At 59.8% G+C, this 19,567-nt stretch carries 21 protein-coding genes and 1 rRNA gene; 7 read left to right on the top strand and 15 right to left on the bottom strand.

What is annotated here, in order from left to right; genetic code table 11:
• From B6S08_RS17995 to B6S08_RS17940, 12 genes are all read right to left on the bottom strand, one after another.
• Positions 1–391 (bottom strand): GTP-binding protein (locus B6S08_RS17995; protein WP_211284266.1); only part of this gene is annotated, 391 nt, incomplete at its 3' end.
• Between the two features lie 60 nt (positions 392–451).
• Complete coding sequence (fusA, locus tag B6S08_RS17990; RefSeq protein WP_094202189.1) at positions 452–2,554, bottom strand: elongation factor G; 2,103 nt, start codon at positions 2,552–2,554, stop codon at positions 452–454.
• A gap of 75 nt (positions 2,555–2,629) precedes the next feature.
• Positions 2,630–3,100, bottom strand: coding sequence for a 30S ribosomal protein S7 (rpsG, locus tag B6S08_RS17985; RefSeq protein ID WP_094202188.1), 471 nt, complete (start codon positions 3,098–3,100; stop codon positions 2,630–2,632).
• Between the two features lie 84 nt (positions 3,101–3,184).
• A complete protein-coding gene (rpsL, locus tag B6S08_RS17980; protein ID WP_014293656.1) occupies positions 3,185–3,559 on the bottom strand; it encodes a 30S ribosomal protein S12 in 375 nt (124 codons plus the stop codon).
• A 168-nt stretch (positions 3,560–3,727) separates the two neighbouring features.
• Entirely contained in the window at positions 3,728–4,012 is a 285-nt protein-coding gene (gene tusB, locus B6S08_RS17975; RefSeq protein WP_094202187.1) for a sulfurtransferase complex subunit TusB, read from the bottom strand.
• A gap of 6 nt (positions 4,013–4,018) precedes the next feature.
• Complete coding sequence (gene tusC, locus B6S08_RS17970) at positions 4,019–4,375, bottom strand: sulfurtransferase complex subunit TusC (RefSeq protein ID WP_094202186.1); 357 nt, start codon at positions 4,373–4,375, stop codon at positions 4,019–4,021.
• Complete coding sequence (tusD, locus tag B6S08_RS17965; protein WP_094202185.1) at positions 4,375–4,776, bottom strand: sulfurtransferase complex subunit TusD; 402 nt, start codon at positions 4,774–4,776, stop codon at positions 4,375–4,377. The genes tusC and tusD overlap by 1 nt, the downstream gene beginning before the upstream one ends.
• A 53-nt stretch (positions 4,777–4,829) precedes the next feature.
• Positions 4,830–5,213, bottom strand: a complete 384-nt coding sequence (locus B6S08_RS17960; protein WP_094202184.1) for a RidA family protein — start codon at positions 5,211–5,213, stop codon at positions 4,830–4,832.
• Between the two features lie 12 nt (positions 5,214–5,225).
• Positions 5,226–5,873, bottom strand: a complete 648-nt coding sequence (locus tag B6S08_RS17955) for a helix-turn-helix transcriptional regulator (RefSeq protein ID WP_245849895.1) — start codon at positions 5,871–5,873, stop codon at positions 5,226–5,228.
• A 173-nt stretch (positions 5,874–6,046) separates the two neighbouring features.
• Positions 6,047–6,349 (bottom strand): DUF2845 domain-containing protein, encoded by a 303-nt coding sequence (locus B6S08_RS17950; protein WP_094202183.1) that lies wholly within the window; start codon positions 6,347–6,349, stop codon positions 6,047–6,049.
• 90 nt (positions 6,350–6,439) lie between these two features.
• Positions 6,440–6,934 (bottom strand): acetolactate synthase small subunit, encoded by a 495-nt coding sequence (ilvN, locus tag B6S08_RS17945; RefSeq protein ID WP_094202182.1) that lies wholly within the window; start codon positions 6,932–6,934, stop codon positions 6,440–6,442.
• On the bottom strand, positions 6,934–8,652 hold the full coding sequence (locus B6S08_RS17940; protein WP_094202181.1) for an acetolactate synthase 3 large subunit: 1,719 nt from the start codon (positions 8,650–8,652) through the stop codon (positions 6,934–6,936). The genes ilvN and B6S08_RS17940 overlap by 1 nt, the downstream gene beginning before the upstream one ends.
• Positions 8,653–9,368: 716 nt before the next feature.
• On the opposite strand from B6S08_RS17940, the gene leuA reads away from it, so the two are divergent.
• Genes leuA through leuD form a run of 4 tightly spaced genes read left to right on the top strand, consistent with a single transcriptional unit; the run spans position 9,369 to position 14,044 of the window.
• On the top strand, positions 9,369–10,934 hold the full coding sequence (gene leuA / locus B6S08_RS17935) for a 2-isopropylmalate synthase (protein ID WP_094202180.1): 1,566 nt from the start codon (positions 9,369–9,371) through the stop codon (positions 10,932–10,934).
• A 2-nt stretch (positions 10,935–10,936) separates the two neighbouring features.
• Positions 10,937–12,037, top strand: a complete 1,101-nt coding sequence (leuB, locus tag B6S08_RS17930) for a 3-isopropylmalate dehydrogenase (protein ID WP_094202179.1) — start codon at positions 10,937–10,939, stop codon at positions 12,035–12,037.
• The gene (gene leuC, locus B6S08_RS17925) at positions 12,037–13,434 is read left to right on the top strand and encodes a 3-isopropylmalate dehydratase large subunit (protein ID WP_094202178.1); all 1,398 of its coding nucleotides are present in this window, start codon (positions 12,037–12,039) and stop codon (positions 13,432–13,434) included. The genes leuB and leuC overlap by 1 nt, the downstream gene beginning before the upstream one ends.
• 10 nt (positions 13,435–13,444) lie before the next feature.
• A complete protein-coding gene (gene leuD / locus B6S08_RS17920) occupies positions 13,445–14,044 on the top strand; it encodes a 3-isopropylmalate dehydratase small subunit (protein WP_094202177.1) in 600 nt (199 codons plus the stop codon).
• A 43-nt stretch (positions 14,045–14,087) separates the two neighbouring features.
• Here leuD and B6S08_RS17915 read toward each other — a convergent pair whose 3' ends face one another.
• Positions 14,088–14,378, bottom strand: coding sequence for a PilZ domain-containing protein (locus tag B6S08_RS17915; protein WP_094202176.1), 291 nt, complete (start codon positions 14,376–14,378; stop codon positions 14,088–14,090).
• Between the two features lie 146 nt (positions 14,379–14,524).
• Here B6S08_RS17915 and thiB point away from each other — a divergent pair, with 146 nt between their 5' ends.
• Genes thiB through thiQ form a run of 3 tightly spaced genes read left to right on the top strand, consistent with a single transcriptional unit; the run spans position 14,525 to position 17,794 of the window.
• On the top strand, positions 14,525–15,496 hold the full coding sequence (thiB, locus tag B6S08_RS17910) for a thiamine ABC transporter substrate binding subunit (RefSeq protein WP_211284268.1): 972 nt from the start codon (positions 14,525–14,527) through the stop codon (positions 15,494–15,496).
• Positions 15,496–17,094: a thiamine/thiamine pyrophosphate ABC transporter permease gene (gene thiP / locus B6S08_RS17905; RefSeq protein ID WP_094202174.1), complete on the top strand. Its 1,599-nt coding sequence runs from the start codon at positions 15,496–15,498 to the stop codon at positions 17,092–17,094. The genes thiB and thiP overlap by 1 nt, the downstream gene beginning before the upstream one ends.
• Positions 17,078–17,794 (top strand): thiamine ABC transporter ATP-binding protein, encoded by a 717-nt coding sequence (gene thiQ / locus B6S08_RS17900; RefSeq protein WP_094202173.1) that lies wholly within the window; start codon positions 17,078–17,080, stop codon positions 17,792–17,794. The genes thiP and thiQ overlap by 17 nt, the downstream gene beginning before the upstream one ends.
• A gap of 25 nt (positions 17,795–17,819) precedes the next feature.
• Here the strand turns inward: thiQ and B6S08_RS17895 are convergent, their stop codons facing one another.
• Both B6S08_RS17895 and rrf read right to left on the bottom strand, forming a co-directional pair.
• The gene (locus B6S08_RS17895) at positions 17,820–19,199 is read right to left on the bottom strand and encodes a PhoH family protein (protein ID WP_094202172.1); all 1,380 of its coding nucleotides are present in this window, start codon (positions 19,197–19,199) and stop codon (positions 17,820–17,822) included.
• A 268-nt stretch (positions 19,200–19,467) separates the two neighbouring features.
• Positions 19,468–19,567: ribosomal RNA gene (rrf, locus tag B6S08_RS18720) — 5S ribosomal RNA — on the bottom strand; the annotation flags it as partial.

Below are 19,567 nucleotides of genomic sequence, written 5' to 3'. Positions count from 1 at the left end.
TGTAAGGTACGCCTACCTGGCGGGCCAGCAGGATGTGCTCACGGGTTTGCGGCATGGGGCCGTCGGTGGCGGCAACTACCAGGATCGCGCCGTCCATCTGGGCAGCACCGGTGATCATGTTTTTCACGTAGTCGGCGTGGCCGGGGCAGTCAACGTGAGCGTAGTGACGAGTTTCGGTGTCGTACTCAACGTGAGAAGCGGCGATGGTGATACCACGGGCCTTTTCTTCCGGAGCGTTATCGATCTGGTCGAAGGCGCGAGCGGCACCGCCAAACTGCTTGGCCAGCACGTTGGTGATGGCAGCAGTCAGAGTGGTTTTACCGTGGTCAACGTGGCCGATGGTACCAACGTTAACGTGCGGTTTCGTACGTTCAAATTTTTCTTTAGACACGGACTAGTCCTTCCTGATTTGCTCCCGTCCGAAACGGCGGACGGGAAGATTTAACAAAAATTAATAACCTCGGCGGGCAGCAACCACTGCCTCGGCCATGTTCGCAGGCACTTCGGCGTACTTGGCAAACTCCATGGAGTAGGAAGCACGACCCTGAGACTGCGAACGCAGGTCGGTAGCGTAACCGAACATTTCGGACAGCGGAACCAGGGCATTCACAATCTTGCCGGTGGCGCCATCTTCCATGCCTTCGATGATGCCGCGACGACGGTTCACGTCGCCGATCACATCACCCATATACTCCTCCGGCGTTTCCACTTCCACCTTCATCAGGGGCTCGAGCAGAGCCGGGTTACACTTCATGAAACCCGCCTTGAACGCCATGGAACCGGCGATCTTAAAGGCCATTTCGGAAGAGTCAACATCGTGGAACGAGCCATCGTACAGGGTGACTTTGAGGTCTTCGATCGGGTAACCGGCCAGTACGCCCTGCTTCATCTGCTCCTGAATGCCCTTGTCCACGGCGGGTATGTATTCCTTGGGAATCACACCGCCCACAATGGCGTTCACGAAGGTGTAGCCGGCGCCCTGCTCCTGGGGCTCGATCTTGATCCAGACATGACCAAACTGACCACGACCACCGGACTGGCGCACGAACTTGCCTTCCTGCTCCACGGAACCACGAATGGTTTCGCGGAAGGCCACCTGGGGCTTGCCCACGTTGGCCTCCACCTTGAACTCGCGTTTCATGCGGTCCACGATGATGTCCAGGTGCAGTTCGCCCATGCCGGCGATAATGGTCTGGCCGGACTCTTCGTCGGTCCAGACCCGGAACGAAGGATCTTCCTGGGCCAGACGGCCCAAGGCCAGGCCCATTTTCTCCTGATCGGCCTTGGTTCTCGGCTCGACCGCCACGGAGATAACCGGCTCGGGGAATTCCATCCGTTCCAGAATGATGGGTGCATCCGGGGCACACAGGGTGTCACCCGTGGTCACGTCTTTCAGGCCGATGGCGGCGGCGATGTCACCGGCACACACCGACTTGATTTCGTCACGCTTGTTGGCGTGCATCTGTACGATGCGGCCGATGCGCTCGCGCTTGCCCTTGACCGAGTTCATCAAGGTATCGCCGGTGCTGACCACACCGGAGTAGACGCGGAAGAAGGTCAGGTTGCCCACAAAGGGATCGGTGGCGATCTTGAACGCCAGCGCGGCAAAAGGCGCGGCGTCGTCGGCGGGACGGGTATCGGGCGTTTCGCCGTCTTCCTTCACACCGGCAATGGCAGGTACTTCCACCGGAGACGGCAGGTACTCCACCACCACGTCGAGCATGGCCTGTACACCCTTGTTCTTGAACGCGGATCCACAGGTAACCAGAATCACCTCATTGTTGAGGACGCGACTGCGCAGGCCGGATTTGATCTCCTCCTCGCTCAGCTCGCCTTCTTCCAGGTATTTTTCCATCAGCTCTTCGCTGGCTTCGGCGGCGGCTTCAACCAGGTTCTGGTGCCACGTTTCGGCCAGCTCCTGCAGCTCGGCAGGAATATCGTGATATTCAAAGCTGGTGCCGTTGTCGTCTTCGTTCCAGTCAATGGCTTTCATCTTGACCAGATCCACCACACCACGGAAGTGGTCTTCCGCACCGATGGGCAGCTGAACCGGCACGGGCATGCCTTTCAGGCGGGTCTTGATTTGCTCGACCACGCGCAGAAAGTTGGCACCGGTACGGTCCATCTTGTTGACGAAGGCAATACGGGGAACGTGATACTTGTTGGCCTGACGCCATACCGTCTCGGACTGGGGCTGAACACCACCCACCGCGCAATACACCATCACGGCACCGTCGAGTACCCGCATGGAGCGTTCCACTTCAATGGTGAAGTCAACGTGTCCGGGAGTATCGATGATGTTGATGCGATGCTGGGGAAACTGGTGCGCCATGCCGTCCCAGAAACAGGTGGTGGCCGCAGAGGTGATGGTAATACCACGCTCCTGCTCCTGCTCCATCCAGTCCATGGTGGCGGCGCCATCATGCACTTCACCCAGCTTGTGGTTCACGCCTGTATAGAACAGGATGCGCTCGGTGGTGGTGGTTTTGCCGGCGTCAATGTGAGCACTGATACCGATATTACGATAGCGCTCAATCGGAGTTGTACGAGCCACAATAAGATCCTCTTGCCAAGGTCGAATGTCCTTAGTGAGCCACAAGGGGCGCGGCATGCGCCGCGCCCGCTCTCATTACCAGCGGTAGTGAGCGAAGGCCTTGTTGGCTTCGGCCATGCGGTGAACGTCTTCACGTTTCTTAACCGCGGAGCCTTTGTTTTCAGAGGCATCCATCAGCTCGCCAGCCAGACGCTGGGCCATGGATTTTTCACCACGCTTGCGCGCAGCTTCCACCAGCCAGCGCATGGCCAGGGCGTTGCGACGCACAGGGCGAACTTCAACCGGTACCTGGTAGGTAGAACCACCAACCCGGCGGGATTTAACTTCAACAGTAGGACGAACGTTGTCCAGGGCTTCTTCGAACAGCGCCAGGTGTTCTTTGCTGGTTTTGGCAGCAACGATGTCCAGGGCACCGTAAACAATCTTTTCAGAGGTAGACTTCTTGCCGTCTACCATTACTACGTTAACAAACTTTGCCAGCAGCTCGGATCCGAACTTGGGATCCGGCAGGATTTTACGCTGGCCGATTACGCGACGTCTTGGCATTGCAAACTCTCCGTAACTTCAGGAATAACCCAAAACAAAACAGGTTAATAAAATAAATGTTTGGCCTTACTTAACGGAGAACCATTAAGCCTTGGGCTTCTTGGCGCCGTACTTGGAGCGGCCCTGACGACGAGCGGAAACACCGGAGGTGTCCAGCGCGCCGCGCACGGTGTGGTAACGCACACCGGGAAGGTCTTTAACACGACCACCGCGGATCAGAACAACGGAGTGCTCCTGCAGGTTGTGGCCTTCACCACCGATGTAGGAGTTCACTTCGAAGCCGTTGGTCAGACGAACACGGCACACTTTACGCAATGCGGAGTTCGGCTTCTTCGGAGTGGTGGTGTATACGCGGGTGCACACGCCGCGCTTCTGCGGGCAGGCTTCCAGCGCCGGCACGTTGCTTTTAGCAACGGCTTGTTGGCGAGGCTTGCGCACCAGCTGGTTAATAGTTGCCATTACAGCTCCTGATAATGTCGTTCTACAGTTGAAAAAATCCATCCCCAAATGCGGGGACGCAAAATTCTATTCCTGCCCTTGAGGCAAGTCAAGATTTATACAGTTACCGGCGGGCCGTGGCAGGATGCTCTGCGTGCCGACCGCCGTCACTGGTGCCCGGCATGCCGGTTACCAGGCCGTGGGACTGCCCTGCTCCACCACCAGATCGACCAGGCCGGTCATGGTGAGCGGCTTGCCCACAAGGGTTTCAAGGCCGCGAGCCTCAAGATCTTCGAGCATCACATGCAGGTGACCGGCGTCGGCCAGGGGCTGCAGCCGGGCCTGCCAGGCCGGCAGGGTGGCGGCGATCACCGCATCCTGCCACAGCACCAGGTGATCCTCCGGCCGCAGACGGAGCAACACCCGATCCAGGCTGCGATGGCTTAAGGGGGAGTCCTTGACGGTATGCAGCATAAGTCCTCAGAAAGTCAGGCGCACATGGTGCTCGGCCAGGCGGCAGCCGAGCTCGTGCGCGTCACAGAGAATGGTATCTATGGTCAGCTCGGCCTGGGTCAGCCCCCGTTCGGCCAGGGACTCGGCGCACACATACACTCGCTCAATGTCATATAGCTCCAGCAGGCCAAAGGTGGGGGCATAGTCCCGGCCGTGAATGGCCGCCGGTGCCTGCCCGGATTTGAGCTGATAGACACCGTCATCGATAAAGAACACCGCCAGCTCCTCGCTCAGGGCCGAGGCGGCCAGCACCGCGTCCAGTCCTTCACGGCCGGCGGCACTGCCATGGGGCGGCGTATGAAATATAAAGGCAACCTTGTTCATCAGAATTGCACCACGCGATCGGCGGTCAACGCCGCCTGGGCCAGGGCGCCAAGGCCACTGAGGCGAAAGGGCGCGGTTACATTGCCGTCGGCCAGGCCGGTTTCACTGGCACCACTTTGGTCACACACCCCTCGCCGCAGCGCCGCCGCCACACACAGGTCCAGGGTAAATGCATGGCGCTCGGCCAGTTCCACCCAGGCCCGGTGAAGGTCAAATTCATCACTGGCGGGCTGCACCAGGGCATTACCGTTATGCACCCCTTCCTGATAGAAGAACACGTTGTCGATGGCATGGCCCTGCGCCAGCACGGCGGCGGCAAAACGCCAGGCGTCGGCGGCGCCTTGAGTGCCGTAACAGGGGCCGGTGACCAGCAGGGCAAAATGCAGGGGAGTCTCGGTCATGAGAGTAAATCCGCAGAAAGAAAAAGAGCGGCCGCAGCCGCTCTTTGAGGCACTTACTTGACCAGGGCGATGGCTTCCACTTCCACCAGCACGTCCTTGGGCAGGCGGGCCACCTCCACACAGGAGCGGGCCGGGGCGCCGGCGGCAAAGTAGCTGGCATAGACTTCGTTGAAGGCCAGGAAGTTGTTCATGTCGGACAGGAAGCAGGTGGTCTTGACCACACTGGAGGCATCGGCACCGGCTTCGGCCAGTACCGCCATCAGGTTGTCCATTACCTGCTTGGTCTGGGCCTCAATGCCGCCTTCCACCACGTCCATGCTGGCCGGGTCCAGGGGGATCTGGCCAGAGGTGTAGACCATGTTGCCTACACGGGTGGCCTGCACATAGGGGCCAATGGCGGCGGGAGCCTGGTCGGTGGCGATTACGGTTTTAGTCATGGGTTCTCCTGGTTATTTGGGCGATGTCTCTTCGTCATCGCGTTTCTTCTGTCTGATATAGAGGTAGACAGTGTGTTTGGAAATGTTGAGCTTGTCCGACACCATGGCAATGGCGTCCTTGATGTCGAAGATGCCTTTTTCAAAGAGGGTGGTGACAATCTGCTTGTTCTTGGCGTTGTTGGCCACGTCCGGATCGGCATTGATGGCGTCTATGGTGCGCTCCACGGTAAGGGTGACCAGCTCTTCCACGTTGTTGCTGAAGTTTTCCGCCGAGGCCTGGGGCCGCTCGTTTTCCGGTGGCAGCAAATCGGCCACCAGCTGATGCAGGGGCGCGCTTAGATCCAGGTGCAGGCAGAGCACGCCGGTGAGCTCACCGGCGGGGCCGCGCAAGGCCTGCAACAGGCTGCGCACCGGTGCCCCCAGGCGCTGATGGGTCAGACACAGCCGGTTGCCGCCCCGACGCTGCAGCTCGGCCAGCAGCCGCTGCTCGGCATCGGTCATGGCGGCACCGGGCTGGCGGTTGCCGCCGGCTACCCGCAGGGCCACGCCGGCCGGCTCATGCAGGGAATAGAGCACCGCCTCGGCATGCCGGCCGTAGAGCATCGCCAGTCCCTCGACCAGCTCCGCATACAGCAACAGCGCCTCGTGCGGTGCACTCAAGGCGATATCCGTGGCCGTATTGTTCAGCACAAGGGCCGACCCGCTCCGGGCCGTTCCACTCTCCGTTGGCATTGCTGGCTCCCACCCATATCTCTGGCTCTGATTTTCAATCGCTGGTAACGAATGTCAACTTTTTTTGAAACGCCCCGGGAGCCGGGTCAAGCTAATCGGGGTCAGCCCCGGGGGCCGTTTTCAATGCGCACCACGCGGCCGTGGCGAATGGTGACGATCTGCATAAATTGATGCCGGCCGAAATGATAGGTCCAGCGTTCACCGTCGGCACGGCTGTGGCGGTAACCGTAGCGGTCATGAAAATGACGCCAGGCCCGCTCCCGCACCAGCGGCTCACCGCAGTGCAGCAACAACAGGGCCACCGGATCACCGCGGGTGATCAGGTGGTTGTCACAGCGCATGGTATCGGCCTGCGCCGGCACCAGCCAGAACCACGACAGCCAGAACAAAGAGTGATAGCGCATCAGAGCCTCCTGCGTTAAAGCATAGGAGCCCCCGTTTACGGCCACAAAAAAACCGCCCGCGGGCGGTTTTTGCATTCAGCGGCCGGCGGCTCAGGCGCGTAGGGCCTTTTCACCCCGGGACACGCCACAGACGCCGCTGCGCACCACTTCCACCACTTCGGTGGTGTCGCTCATGTTGCGAATAAAGGCGTCGAGCTTATCGCTGGTGCCCACCAGCTGCACCGTATACAGGTGCGGCGTAACATCCACGATCTGGCCGCGAAAGATGTCGGCGGTGCGCTTAACCTCGTCGCGGTTACTGCCGTCGGCGCGCACCTTGACCAGCACAATTTCCCGCTCGATGTGATCGCCGTCGGTCAGGTCGCTGACCTTAAGCACGTCCACCAGCTTGTTGAGCTGCTTGGTGATCTGCTCGATCACCCGCTCGTCACCTGTGGTGACTATGGTCATGCGCGACAGGGTGGGATCCTCGGTGGGCGCCACTGTCAGGGTTTCAATGTTATAGGCCCGCTGGGAAAACAGCCCCACCACCCGGCTCAGGGCACCGGACTCATTTTCCAGCAACAGGGAAATAATACGCCGCATCAGGTTCGCTCCGTTTTGCTCAACCACATTTCATCCATGGCTCCGGTCTTGATTTGCATGGGATATACATGCTCTTCCGGATCGATCTGAATATCCATGAATACCAGCTTGTCGGTCATGGAGAAGCACTTCTCCAGGGCTTCATCCAGCTTGGCCGGATCCGTCACCTTCATGCCCACATGGCCGTAAGACTCGGCCAGCTTGACGAAGTCGGGCAGCGAGTCCATGTAGGAATGGCTCTGGCGGCCTTCATAGAACATCTTCTGCCACTGCTTCACCATGCCCAGGGCGCTGTTGTTCATGGAGATGATTTTCACCGGTATGTTGTATTGCATACAGGTGGACAGCTCCTGAATGTTCATCTGAATGGAGCCGTCACCGGTCACGCACACCGACACCGCCTCGGGGCAACCCAGCTTGGCGCCCATGGCGGCGGGCAGGCCAAAGCCCATGGTGCCCAGACCACCGGAGTTAATCCACTGCCGGGGCTTGTCATAGGGGTAGTAGAGCGCGGCAAACATCTGGTGCTGACCCACGTCGGAACTGATGATGGCCTTGCCCTCGGTGATGCGGTAGACCGATTCCATCACCTGCTGGGGCTTGATGTACTTGTCGCTCTTTTCATAGTTCAGGCACTGACGCTCACGCCACTGCTCGATCTGCACCCACCAGTCGTCCAGCGCCTGGGTGTCGGGCTGCAGGCCCAGCTCGCGAATGGCTTCCAGCATCTGGGCCAGCACGGTGTCGGCCGACCCCACAATGGGAATGTGAGCCTGAATGGTCTTGGAGATGGAGGTGGGGTCCACGTCCACATGCACTATGGTGGCATGGGGGCAGAACTTGGCCACGTTGTTGGTGACCCGGTCGTCGAAGCGGGCACCGATGGCCAGGATCAGATCCGAGTTATGCATGGTCTTGTTGGCTTCATAAGTGCCATGCATGCCCAGCATGCCGATGAACTGCTTGTGGGTACCGGGCATCACGCCCAGACCCATCAGGGTGTTGGTGACCGGCAGGTTGAACTGCTCGGCCAGTTGTACCACCAGGCTGCTGGCGTCGGCGGTAATGGCGCCGCCGCCCACATACATCACCGGGCGCTTGGCGTCGGCCAGGGCCTTCATCGCCTTCTTGATCTGGCCCTTGTGGCCCACCCCGGTAGGGTTGTAGGAGCGCATGTCCACCGACGCCGGATAGATGTAGGGGTGCTTTTCCTTCGGGTTCTGAATGTCCTTGGGCAGGTCCACCACCACAGGGCCGGGCCGGCCGGAAGCGGCGATGTAATAGGCTTTCCTGATCGCCAGCGGAATATCGGACGCCTTTTTACACAAGAAGCTGTGCTTCACGATGGGGCGGGAAATACCGATCATGTCGGTTTCCTGAAAGGCATCATCACCAATGTAGTTGGTCGGTACCTGGCCCGACAGCACCACCATGGGAATGGAATCCATATAGGCGGTAGCAATGCCGGTAATGCAGTTGGTCGCACCGGGACCCGAGGTAACCAGCACGGTGCCCACCTTGCCGGTGGCCCGTGAATAACCATCGGCCATGTGCACGGCCGCCTGTTCATGGCGCACCAGCACGTGCTCTATTTTGCTGTTTTCAAACAAGGCATCATAGATGTCCAGTACCGAGCCACCGGGATAACCAAACAGGTAATCAATTCCCTGGTCCTCCAGCGCCCGCACGACCATTTCTGCGCCTGATAACATCTCCATGGTAAAGCCCTCCAGGCTCTGCTCCGTTCACCTTGCCACTCCCTGGCACCACGGCGCACGGCCGGCAGCCGGGCAATGTGACAAAATGAGTGACTTTTTATATTTATAAAACAACAACTTACAACAGCGAAGCTGAAGATAAGCAGAAAAAGGATGAAAAATCACCTTAACCTGCTTTAAATCCGTTGTCTACGGGCTTTGGCAAATACCTTGGCTCCGCGCTAAACAGCCTGCCACGCCCGTCTCGCGCAGGACAGCGCCAACAAAACGCCGCGGCTGGCGCCAGCGGTCAAAGCCTCGCCAAACACTCCAAACGAATGACGCAAGCGCAACAACAAAACAATCACAACAATAACCCCGCAATTGCCAGAATCATTATTTAGACCAAAACTCAAAAGGCAGCACAAAAAACCACATTAAGGTTTTGTGGCGCTAGCATTCCGTTTAATCCCCATCGTTTTGGGTTCAGCACAAAGTTGACAGCGCCGTCGTTAATCGTTATCTGTATAGCGTTGTTAACGGATTCTTTCTGATGTGAGTGACCATGCAAAAGCAAATTCAGCTACTACTACTAACCGACAAGGTGCAATAACGCGCGGGGTTAGGCGTAGCTGGAATTCATCATTCACACAGTTTCACATTCAAAAACCCGTGCCGTCCGCACGGGTTTTTTTTCATTCTGCTTCGGGCGGCACGGACACACAGAGGAAAGCGACATGTCGAACCAGGTCATTATATTCGATACCACCTTGCGGGACGGTGAACAGGCGCTTTCCGCCAGCCTGACCGTCAAGGAAAAACTGCAGATCGCCCAGGCTCTGGAACGGCTCGGTGTCGACGTAATGGAAGTGGGCTTTCCCATCTCCTCCCCCGGCGATTTCGAGTCGGTGCAGACCATTGCCCGCCACATCAAGAACAGCCGGGTCTGTGCCCTGTCCCGCGCCCTCAAGGCCGACATCGACGCCGCCGGCGAGGCCCTGCGGGTAGCGGATCAGTTCCGTATTCACACCTTTATCTCCACCTCCGACATTCATGTGCAGAGCAAGCTGCGCAAGGACTTCGATTCCGTGGTGGAAATGAGCGTGGCGGCGGTCAAGCATGCTCGCGGCTACACCGACGACGTGGAATTCTCCTGCGAAGACGCCGGTCGTACCCCCATCGACAACCTGTGCCGCATGGTGGAAGCCGTGATCAAGGCCGGTGCCCGCACCGTGAACATTCCCGACACCGTGGGTTATACCGTGCCCAGCGAGTTTGGCGGCATTATTCAGACCCTGTTCGAGCGAGTGCCCAATATTCACGAAGCGGTGATCTCAGTGCACTGCCACGACGACCTCGGCATGTCGGTGGCCAACTCCATCGCCGCCGTGCAGCAGGGTGCGCGCCAGATCGAATGTACCATCAACGGCATCGGCGAGCGGGCCGGCAACTGCTCGCTGGAAGAAGTGGCCATGGTGATGAAGACCCGGGGCGAGCTGCTCGGCGTGCACACCAACATCAAGAGCCAGGAAATTTACCGGACCAGCCAGCTGGTGCGTAACCTGTGCAACATGCCGGTGCAACCCAACAAGGCCATCGTCGGTGCCAACGCCTTTGCCCACTCCTCCGGTATTCACCAGGACGGCGTGCTCAAGAACAAGAACACTTACGAAATCATCACCCCCGAGAGCATCGGCCTGCCCAAGAACCAACTCAACCTGACGTCCCGCTCCGGCCGTCATGTGATCAAGCACCGCATGAGTGAAATGGGCTACAGCGAGCAGGACTATGATCTCGACACCCTCTATGCCAGCTTCCTGGCACTGGCCGACCGCAAGGGCCAGGTGTTTGACTACGATCTGGAAGCCCTGGTGTTCTTCAGCCAGATCCACGAGGAGCCCGAGCAGTTCAAGCTCAAGTACCTGAGCGTGCAGTCCGGCAGCAACGTCATGTCCACCGCCAGCGTACGCATGGAAGTGGGCGGCGACGTGGTCAACGAAGCCGCCGTGGGCAACGGCCCGGTCGACGCCGTCTACCAGTGCATCAACCGGGTCACCGGCTACGACATTCGCATCGACAAATATGAGCTGCAGAGCAAAGGCGAAGGAAAAGACGCCCTCGGTCAGGTGGACATCGTCGCCGAATACAAGGGCCGCAAGTTCCACGGCATGGGCCTGGCCACCGACATCGTCGAGTCCTCTGCCCAGGCGCTGATACACGTGATTAACTGTATTTACCGGGCCGAACAGGTCGCGGAAAAGAAAGAAGAAATTCAGAAAAAAATTCGTATGGAGACAGTGTGAACATGAGCGCAAGCTACAAGGTCGCGGTATTGCCGGGTGACGGCATTGGCCCGGAAGTAATGGCCGAAGCCATTCGCGTGCTGGATAAGGTGCAGGCCGAGTTCGGCCTGCAACTGGAATTCAGCCACCATGACGTGGGCGGTATCGCCATCGATAACCACGGCTCTCCCCTGCCCGCCGCCACCCTGGCCGGCTGTGAAGCCGCCGACGCCGTGCTGTTTGGCTCGGTGGGTGGCCCCAAGTGGGAAAACCTGCCCCCCAATGAACAGCCCGAGCGCGGCGCCCTGCTGCCCCTGCGTGGTCACTTCAAGCTGTTCTGCAACATGCGTCCGGCCAAAATCTATCAGGGTCTGGAAGGCTTCTCACCGCTGCGCGCCGACATCAGCGCCCGGGGCTTTGATATCGTGTGCATGCGCGAGCTCACCGGCGGCATCTACTTCGGTCAGCCCAAGGGCCGGGAAGGCTCAGGCCCGGAAGAAAAGGCGTTCGATACCGAAGTGTATCACCGCTATGAAATCGAGCGCATCGCTCGCCTGGCCTTTGAAGCGGCTCAGGGCCGCCGTGGCGTGGTCACTTCCGTGGACAAGGCCAACGTACTGCAGGCCTCCATTCTGTGGCGGGAAGTAGTGACCGAAGTTGCCAAGGATTACCCGGACGTGACCCTGAATCACATCTACATCGACAACGCCACCATGCAGCTGATCAAGGATCCGTCCCAGTTCGATGTGCTGCTGTGCTCCAACCTGTTCGGCGACATCGTCTCCGACGAAATGGCGATGATCACCGGCTCCATGGGCCTGCTGCCCTCCGTCAGCCTGAACGACCAGGGCTTTGGCCTGTACGAGCCCGCCGGCGGCTCGGCCCCGGACATCGCCGGCAAGGGCATTGCCAACCCCATCGCCCAGATTTTGTCTGCCGCCCTGATGCTGCGTTACAGTTTCAAGCAGGAAGAAGCGGCCCAGGCCATTGAGCGCGCCGTGGCCGAAACCCTGGCCGCCGGTTACTTCACCGGCGATCTTTACAGCGACAAGGCCGAACATCCGGTGCAGTCCACCAGTCAAATGGGTGAGCAGATAGTGTCACGCATTCGGAGAGCAAGCTAATGGCCAAGACCCTTTATCAGAAAGTATTTGACGCCCACCTGGTGCGTAATGAAGCCGGTGAAACGCCGCTGCTCTACATTGACCGCCATCTGGTGCACGAAGTGACTTCGCCCCAGGCCTTTGACGGCCTGCGCGAAAAGGGCCGCAAGCTGCGCCGCCCCGACCGCACCTGGGCGACCATGGATCACAACGTGTCCACCGAGACCAACGACATTGCCGCCTCCGGTGAAATGGCTCGTATTCAGATGGAAACCCTGGCCAAGAACTGTGAAGAGTTCGGCGTGCCCCTGTATGACCTGCACCACAAGTACCAGGGCATAGTGCACGTGATCGGCCCCGAGCTGGGCCTGACCCTGCCCGGCACCACCATCGTCTGCGGCGACTCCCATACCGCCACCCACGGTGCCTTTGGCGCCCTGGCATTCGGTATCGGTACCTCCGAAGTAGAACACGTCATGGCTACCCAGACCCTGAAGCAGGGCCGGGCCAAAACCATGAAGATTCAGGTCGACGGCGAGCTCAACCCGGGCATCAGCGCCAAGGACGTGGTGCTGGCCATTATCGGTGAAGTCGGCCACGCCGGTGGTACCGGCTATGTGGTGGAATTCTGCGGCAGCGCCATTGAGGCGCTGTCGATGGAAGCGCGCATGACCATCTGTAACATGGCCATCGAGCTGGGTGCCAAGGCCGGCCTGGTCGCCCCCGATCAGACCACCTTTGACTACCTCAAGGGCCGCCCGTTCGCGCCGGAAGGCGAGCAGTGGGAGCAGGCCGTGGCCTACTGGCGTACCCTCAAGTCCGACGAAGGCGCCGCGTTTGACGCCGTGGTCGAGCTCGACGGCAACGCCATTGCGCCGCAGGTGACCTGGGGCACCAACCCGGGTCAGGTGATGCCGGTCAACGGCACCATTCCGGCGCCGGAAGACTTTGACGATGCCGTGGAGCGTCAGTCTGCGGTCAAGGCGCTGCAGTACATGGCCATTCCCGCCGGTGGCAAGCTCACCGACGTGCACGTCGACAAGGTATTTATCGGCTCCTGCACCAACAGCCGTATTGAAGACCTGCGCGCCGCCGCCGACGTGGCCCGAGGCCGCAAGGTGGCCGCCGGGGTACAGGCGCTGGTGGTGCCCGGCTCCCAGCAGGTGAAGGCCCAGGCCGAAGCCGAAGGCCTCGACAAAATCTTTATCGAAGCCGGTTTTGAATGGCGCCTGCCCGGTTGCTCCATGTGTCTGGCCATGAACAACGACCGGCTGCAGCCGGGCGAGCGTTGTGCCGCCACCAGCAACCGTAACTTTGAAGGCCGTCAGGGCCGGGGTGGCCGCACTCACCTGGTGAGCCCGGCCATGGCCGCCGCCGCCGCCGTGTTCGGTCACTTTGTCGACATTCGGGATCTGTAAGGGGAATAGTATGAGCGGATTCAAGCAATTAACCGGTATCGCCGCCCCCCTGGATGCGGCCAACGTAGACACCGATCAGATCATTCCGAAGCAGTTTCTGCAAAAGGTGACCCGGTCCGGCTTTGGCAAGCACCTGTTTCACGACTGGCGCTTTCTCGATGACGCCGGCGAGCAACCGAACCCCGAGTTCGTGCTTAACCAGGCCCCCTACGACCAGTCGGTGATCCTGCTGGCCCGGGAAAACTTCGGCTGTGGCTCCAGCCGCGAGCACGCCCCTTGGGCCCTGGCTGACTTTGGCCTCAAGGCAGTAATCGCACCCAGCTTTGCCGATATCTTCTACGGCAATGCCATCAACAACGGCATGGTGCCGGTGCGCCTGACCGACGAGCAGGTGGAGGGCCTGTTCCAGCATGTGGCGGCCAGCAAGGGCGCCGAGATCACCGTGGATCTGGAAGCCTGTGAAGTGCGCGCCGGCGAGCTCGCCTTTGGCTTTGAGATTGACGAGTTCCGCCGCTACTGCCTGCTGAACGGCCTCGACAACATCGGCCTGACCCTGCAGCACGCGGATCAGATCGATGCCTATGAGGCGCAACAGCCCGCCTGGCTCTAACCCTCAATCGATAAACGCAAAACGCCGGCCCAGTGCCGGCGTTTTAATGCACGTCTTCCAGAAACAGCGCCACCAGATCACTGGTGACGCCCTGCTCCACCCGCAGCACCCGGGCCATGGCCTTGAGTGGCGGTACCCGCTCTCCGGCCGCCGGCAACACCAGTTGCCACAGCTGACCCGGCTGGCAACAGCCGCATTCCACCTCCATCAACACGCCTTCCGGACTCAGGTTCAGGCAGGTTCCCTGCACGCGCGTGCTGGTGGTGGCCAGGATCACGGTGGTGTTGAGCTGAAGACGGCTGTAAAGCCGCTGATCCTTGTTGGCGAATAACATGGGCTTGTCCTTTCAATGGCTGGTTTCACAGGGTAAATCTTCCTACAATAGCGCCCTTACCCCTCGCAATCGGGCTCGCCGGCTAAGGCAACTGTTTCGCCCCGATGCTGATAATTCAACCAGGGAGTGGCCCAGTGAAAAAGACTCTGCTTGCCTTGCTGCTGGCGGCCAGCGCACCGTTGGCGGCACAAACGCCGACGCTGACTATCTATACCTATAGCTCATTTGCCTCGGAATGGGGTCCGGGACCGGCCATAGAAACCACCTTTGAAGCCGAATGCGGCTGCAACCTGGAATGGGTGGCGCTGGATGACGGCGTGTCCATTCTCAACCGGCTCCGGCTGGAAGGTGAGAACACCAAGGCCGATATCGTGCTGGGCCTCGACAACAACCTGCTGCAGGCGGCGGAAGGAACCGGCCTTATTGCGGCTCACGGTCTCAGCCCCGAGGGGCTGACCCTGCCCGGCGGCTGGAGCCATCCTTATTTTTTGCCCTTTGACTACGGCTATTTCGCCTTTATCTATAACGCAGACAAACTGGCCAACCCACCTGCCAGCTTTGCCGAACTGTTGGAGCGCCCGGAGCTGACCCTGCTGTATCAGGATCCGCGCACCAGCACCCCGGGCCAGGGCCTGCTGTTGTGGGTACAAAAGCTCTATGGCGACGAAAGCCCGCAGGTATGGCAGAATCTGGCCGGGCGCACCGTGTCGGTGACCAAGGGCTGGAGCGAGGCCTACGGCATGTTCCTGGAAGGCGAGGCCGACATGGTGCTGTCTTATACCACCTCTCCCGCCTACCACATCGAGGCAGAGCAGAAACACCAGTACCGGGCCGCCGCCTTTGAAGAAGGCCACTATATGCAGGTGGAAGTGGCCGGCAAGATCAAGGGCTCGAGCCAACCCGAGCTGGCCGAGCGTTTTCTGCAGTTCATGACCAGCCCCGGTTTCCAGCAACACATTCCCGCCGGCAACTGGATGTATCCGGTGATCGACACCGAGCTGCCCGCCGGCTTTGATGAGCTGGTAACTCCCAGCCTGCCCCTGAGCTTCAGCCCCGAGCAAGTGGCCAACCAGCGTAGGCAATGGCTGCGCCAGTGGCTGAGTGCCACCACCCGCTGATGCCATGGCGTTTATGGTGGCTACCGGGTGGTCTCAGCCTGCTTGCCATTGTACTGCTGACCGCCGCGCCCATTGCCGCCCTGCTATTGCAGGGAGGCGGCCAGGCCGGACAGGTGCTGGCCGATCCCTATCTGCGCCATGTGGTCTGGTTCAGCTTTTATCAGGCCGGCCTGTCCACCCTGCTCAGCCTGGGACTGGCTCTGCCCCTGGCCCAGGCCTTATCGCGCCGGCGCTTTCCCGGCCGGGCCCTGCTGCTCAGGCTGTTTGGCCTGTCGCTGGTGCTGCCGGTGATCCTGGTGGTATTCGGACTGGTGGCGGTGCACGGCCGGCAGGGCTGGAGCAATCAGCTGCTGACCCAGCTTGGCCTTGAACCGGTCAGTTATCTCTATGGGTTGAGCGGTATTTTGCTGGCCCATGTGTTTTTCAACATGCCGCTGGCGGCGCGCATTCTGCTGCAGAACATCGAGGCCATTCCCGCCAGCCAGTGGCGGCTGGCCAGTCAGCTGGGCTTTAACAGCCGGCAGCTGTTTCGCTGGCTGATCTGGCCGGCGGTGCGCGGCTCCCTGCCGGGGCTGGCCAGCCTGATCTTCATGCTCTGCTTTACCAGTTTCGCCACCGTGATGGCGCTGGGCGGCGGTCCCAAATCCACCACCCTGGAAGTGGCCATCTATCAGGCCCTGCGTTACGACTTTGATCTGCCCCTGGCGGGCAGCCTGGCCCTGTTGCAACTGCTGTTTTGCGGCTCCTTTCTGCTGCTGCAATATGCCCTCAGCAAGCCGCCGCAATACCGGGGGGATCGGCTCAGCGCCTGCCTGCGACACGATGCGCCCTGGTGGCGTACCCGGCTGACCGATGCACTGGTGATGACAGTGGCGCTGGCCATTTTTCTGCCGCCGTTGCTGGCCATCATTACCGCCGGGCTGAACTCCAGGCTGCTGCCGGCACTGACCTCGGCCCGCTTGTGGTCGGCCCTGGGGCAGTCGGTGACCATTGCCCTCGGTGCCGGCCTGCTGTCGGTATTGCTGACCCTGGCTTTGCTGGTGACCAGCCGCTATCTGCGACTACATCTTGGCCGCCGCGGGCTGGCGGGCACACTGGAAGCCAGCGGCTCCGTGATTTTGGTACTGCCTGCGGTGGTGCTGTCGACCGGGCTGTTTATTCTGTTACGGGGAGTGGCCGATGTGTTTGCGCTGGGTCCCCTGCTGGTGGTGCTGGTCAACGCACTCATGGCCCTGCCCTATGGTCTGCGCACCCTGCAACAGCCGATGGAGCGGGTGGCCCGCCGCTACGACCGTCTGTGCACCAGCCTTAAGGTCGGCGGCATGCACCGCATTCTGCTGGTGGAATGGCCCCTGCTGCGCCAACCCCTGGCCCTGGCATTGTCCCTGGCGATGATGCTGTCGCTGGGGGACCTGAGTGCCATTGCCCTGTTTGGCAGCCAGCGGCTGCAGACCCTGCCCTGGCTGCTGTATCAGCAGCTGGGCAGCTACCAGATGACCGATGCCGCTGCCACCGCCCTGGTGTTGCTGGCACTGAACCTGACGCTGTTTCTGCTGATTGAGCGCGTACTCGGAGGCAAGCATGCTCACGCTGAATAACCTGAGTGCCCGCTACCCGGAGCAGCGCCAGTGTTTTTCCCTCACCGCCGCGCCGGGCACCATCACCGCGCTGATTGGCCCCAGTGGTGCCGGCAAGTCCACCCTGCTGGCCATGCTGGGTGGCTTTGCCCGGGTCGACGGAGGCGAACTTAGCCTGAATGGCCAGGATTTGCATGACCTGGCCCCGGCGGATCGGCCCATGACCACCCTGTTTCAGGACAACAACCTGTTCTGGCACATGAGCGTGTACCAGAATATCGCCATCGGGTTGCACGCGGGACTGAAACTGACACCGTCCCAACAACAACAGGTCCATGAGGTAGCCGAACAGATCGGCATTGGTGACCTGCTCAAACGCAAGCCGGCACAGCTGTCGGGCGGGCAGCAACAACGGGTAGGACTGGCCCGCTGCCTGGTGCGCAGGCGGCCGGTGCTGTTACTGGATGAGCCCTTTTCGGCGCTGGATCCGGCACTGCGTTTTGAATTATTGCAGTTGCTGCGGGCACAAACCGATCAACTCGGGCTTATCGTGCTGCTGGTGACTCATCACCCGGAAGAAGCGGCCCGGGTTGCCGACCACATTGCCTATGTACATGATGGCCGCATTATTGAACAGGGTGACGGGGCCCTGTTATTGGCGCCCCGCACGTCGGAATTGAAGGCCTATCTGGGAAGATCGGCCGAGAGGGAGGAGGAGTGAATATGCTTCACTCCTCACGCTATTTTCAAAGGTTCTCTTCGGCAAAGGATGCCAGCCGGCTGCGCATCACGCCGTTAAGGTAGACATTGGCGCTGCCTTCAAAGTCCTTGAAGCGTTCCACGATATAAGTCAGGCCGGAGGTCACCGGTGTCAGGTAGTTGGAGTCAATCTGCGCCAGGTTGCCCGAGCACACCAGCTTGGTGCCTTCCCCACAGCGGGTAATGATGGTCTTGAGCTGGGACGCGGTCAGGTTCTGGCATTCGTCCAGCAGCACAAAGGTGTTCTGAATGCTGCGGCCGCGCATAAAGTTAACCGACTTGAACTGAATATTGGCCTTGCCCATGATGTAACTGAGCGAACCGTCCATGCACTCATCCTGCTTGTGCAGCACTTCCAAAGTATCGGTGATGGCCGCCAGCCAGGGGGCCATCTTTTCTTCTTCCGAGCCCGGCAGAAAACCGATGCTTTCGGCAATTTCCGGCGTGTTACGGGTGACGATAACTCTATCGTAAATGCCCTTTTCTATGGTCATTTCCAGCGCCGAGGCCATGGCCAGCAAGGTCTTGCCGCAGCCCGCCGGTCCGGTCAGGATCACCATTTCGATATGGGGATCAAGCAAGGCATCCAGGGCCATGGCCTGATAGATGTTCTTGGGTTGTATGCCCCAGGCCTTGCGTCCCATCATGCGCTCGCGGCCCAGATCCACAAAACGCAACTGGCCGTTGTCCTTGTCCAGGACTCGGCCGGCAAAGTCGTCGGTGTCGTCAATCAGGTACTGATTTATATGGGCGCCCGGCAGCAGCTCGTCCGAGACGGTATGGATGACTTCACGGCCATGGGTTGCGCTTTCACATTCTCCCACCCGATCCCAGAAGCTGTCTTCCAGATGGCAAAAGCCCTTGGACAACAACCGAATATCGTCCACCAGCTGATCGGAGCGATAGTCCTCCACATGCTCAAGGCCGGCCCCCTTGGCCTTGAGCCGCATGTTGATGTCTTTGGTAACCAGCACCGCCTTGCTGTCGCCATGCTGTTTCTGCAGGTAAAGCGCGGTATTGATAATACGGTTATCGGCCTCGTCATCGGTAAATACCGCATAGCCTTCCGGCAGGTGACGATCCGAAATGATGGCAATACGGCCCGAGGCCTCGTCGTCCTTCAGGCCCAGTGGCACCCCGGCAATAATCTGCTCGGGAGTGGCGTCGTGGAAAATGTCCTCCAGGGTGCGGATGGCCACTCGCGCGTCCCGGCTGACATCCTTTTGCCGGTCCTTGATGCGATCAAGCTCTTCCAGCACCGTCATGGGAATGACAACGTCGTGTTCCTTGAAGGAATAAATGGAGAGGGGTTCGTGCAGCAGTACGTTGGTATCGAGAATAAAGCGTTTGCGGTCGTAGCCGTCCATAGGCGTGCTCCCCGGGCCTGGCCCTTGTCATGGTCATGGCCCAGTTAAAACACCGGGCCGTGACAGCTTTATTACAATTTAACGCTATGCCTTTTTTCTTCGCTCGGCAAGCACCGAAAGGACGAGGACAGCCTGACTGTACATAAATCATCCATTTAGGACGCGAGAGGTGATGATACCTGGGCTTACGACCGTTACCATGGAAACGGAGCGAGTTCAGAAACGAAAAAAGCCCGACACGTTCGTATCGGGCTTTTCGGTATTGGGTGCCTGGCAGTGACCTACTTTCACATGGCAGCTGCCACACTATCATCGGCGCGGGTGCGTTTCACTACTGAGTTCGGCATGGAGTCAGGTGGTTCCACAAC

Source organism: Oceanimonas doudoroffii, assembly GCF_002242685.1.
Lineage (GTDB): Bacteria > Pseudomonadota > Gammaproteobacteria > Enterobacterales > Aeromonadaceae > Oceanimonas > Oceanimonas doudoroffii.
The sequence above is the reverse complement of the archived record's forward strand: the minus strand, read 5'-3'. Positions and strand labels throughout refer to the sequence as shown.

Bases quoted from the DNA above. Each gene is read 5' to 3' on its own strand.
- rpsG (WP_094202188.1), bottom strand. From the start codon at position 3,100: ATGCCAAGACGTCGCGTAATCGGCCAGCGTAAAATCCTGCCGGATCCC.
- rpsL (WP_014293656.1), bottom strand. From the start codon at position 3,559: ATGGCAACTATTAACCAGCTGGTGCGCAAGCCTCGCCAACAAGCCGTT.
- tusB (WP_094202187.1), bottom strand. From the start codon at position 4,012: ATGCTGCATACCGTCAAGGACTCCCCCTTAAGCCATCGCAGCCTGGAT.
- tusC (WP_094202186.1), bottom strand. From the start codon at position 4,375: ATGAACAAGGTTGCCTTTATATTTCATACGCCGCCCCATGGCAGTGCC.
- tusD (WP_094202185.1), bottom strand. From the start codon at position 4,776: ATGACCGAGACTCCCCTGCATTTTGCCCTGCTGGTCACCGGCCCCTGT.
- B6S08_RS17960 (WP_094202184.1), bottom strand. From the start codon at position 5,213: ATGACTAAAACCGTAATCGCCACCGACCAGGCTCCCGCCGCCATTGGC.
- B6S08_RS17950 (WP_094202183.1), bottom strand. From the start codon at position 6,349: ATGCGCTATCACTCTTTGTTCTGGCTGTCGTGGTTCTGGCTGGTGCCG.
- ilvN (WP_094202182.1), bottom strand. From the start codon at position 6,934: ATGCGGCGTATTATTTCCCTGTTGCTGGAAAATGAGTCCGGTGCCCTG.
- B6S08_RS17940 (WP_094202181.1), bottom strand. From the start codon at position 8,652: ATGGAGATGTTATCAGGCGCAGAAATGGTCGTGCGGGCGCTGGAGGAC.
- leuA (WP_094202180.1), top strand. From the start codon at position 9,369: ATGTCGAACCAGGTCATTATATTCGATACCACCTTGCGGGACGGTGAA.
- leuB (WP_094202179.1), top strand. From the start codon at position 10,937: ATGAGCGCAAGCTACAAGGTCGCGGTATTGCCGGGTGACGGCATTGGC.
- leuC (WP_094202178.1), top strand. From the start codon at position 12,037: ATGGCCAAGACCCTTTATCAGAAAGTATTTGACGCCCACCTGGTGCGT.
- leuD (WP_094202177.1), top strand. From the start codon at position 13,445: ATGAGCGGATTCAAGCAATTAACCGGTATCGCCGCCCCCCTGGATGCG.
- B6S08_RS17915 (WP_094202176.1), bottom strand. From the start codon at position 14,378: ATGTTATTCGCCAACAAGGATCAGCGGCTTTACAGCCGTCTTCAGCTC.
- thiP (WP_094202174.1), top strand. From the start codon at position 15,496: ATGCCATGGCGTTTATGGTGGCTACCGGGTGGTCTCAGCCTGCTTGCC.
- thiQ (WP_094202173.1), top strand. From the start codon at position 17,078: ATGCTCACGCTGAATAACCTGAGTGCCCGCTACCCGGAGCAGCGCCAG.
- B6S08_RS17895 (WP_094202172.1), bottom strand. From the start codon at position 19,199: ATGGACGGCTACGACCGCAAACGCTTTATTCTCGATACCAACGTACTG.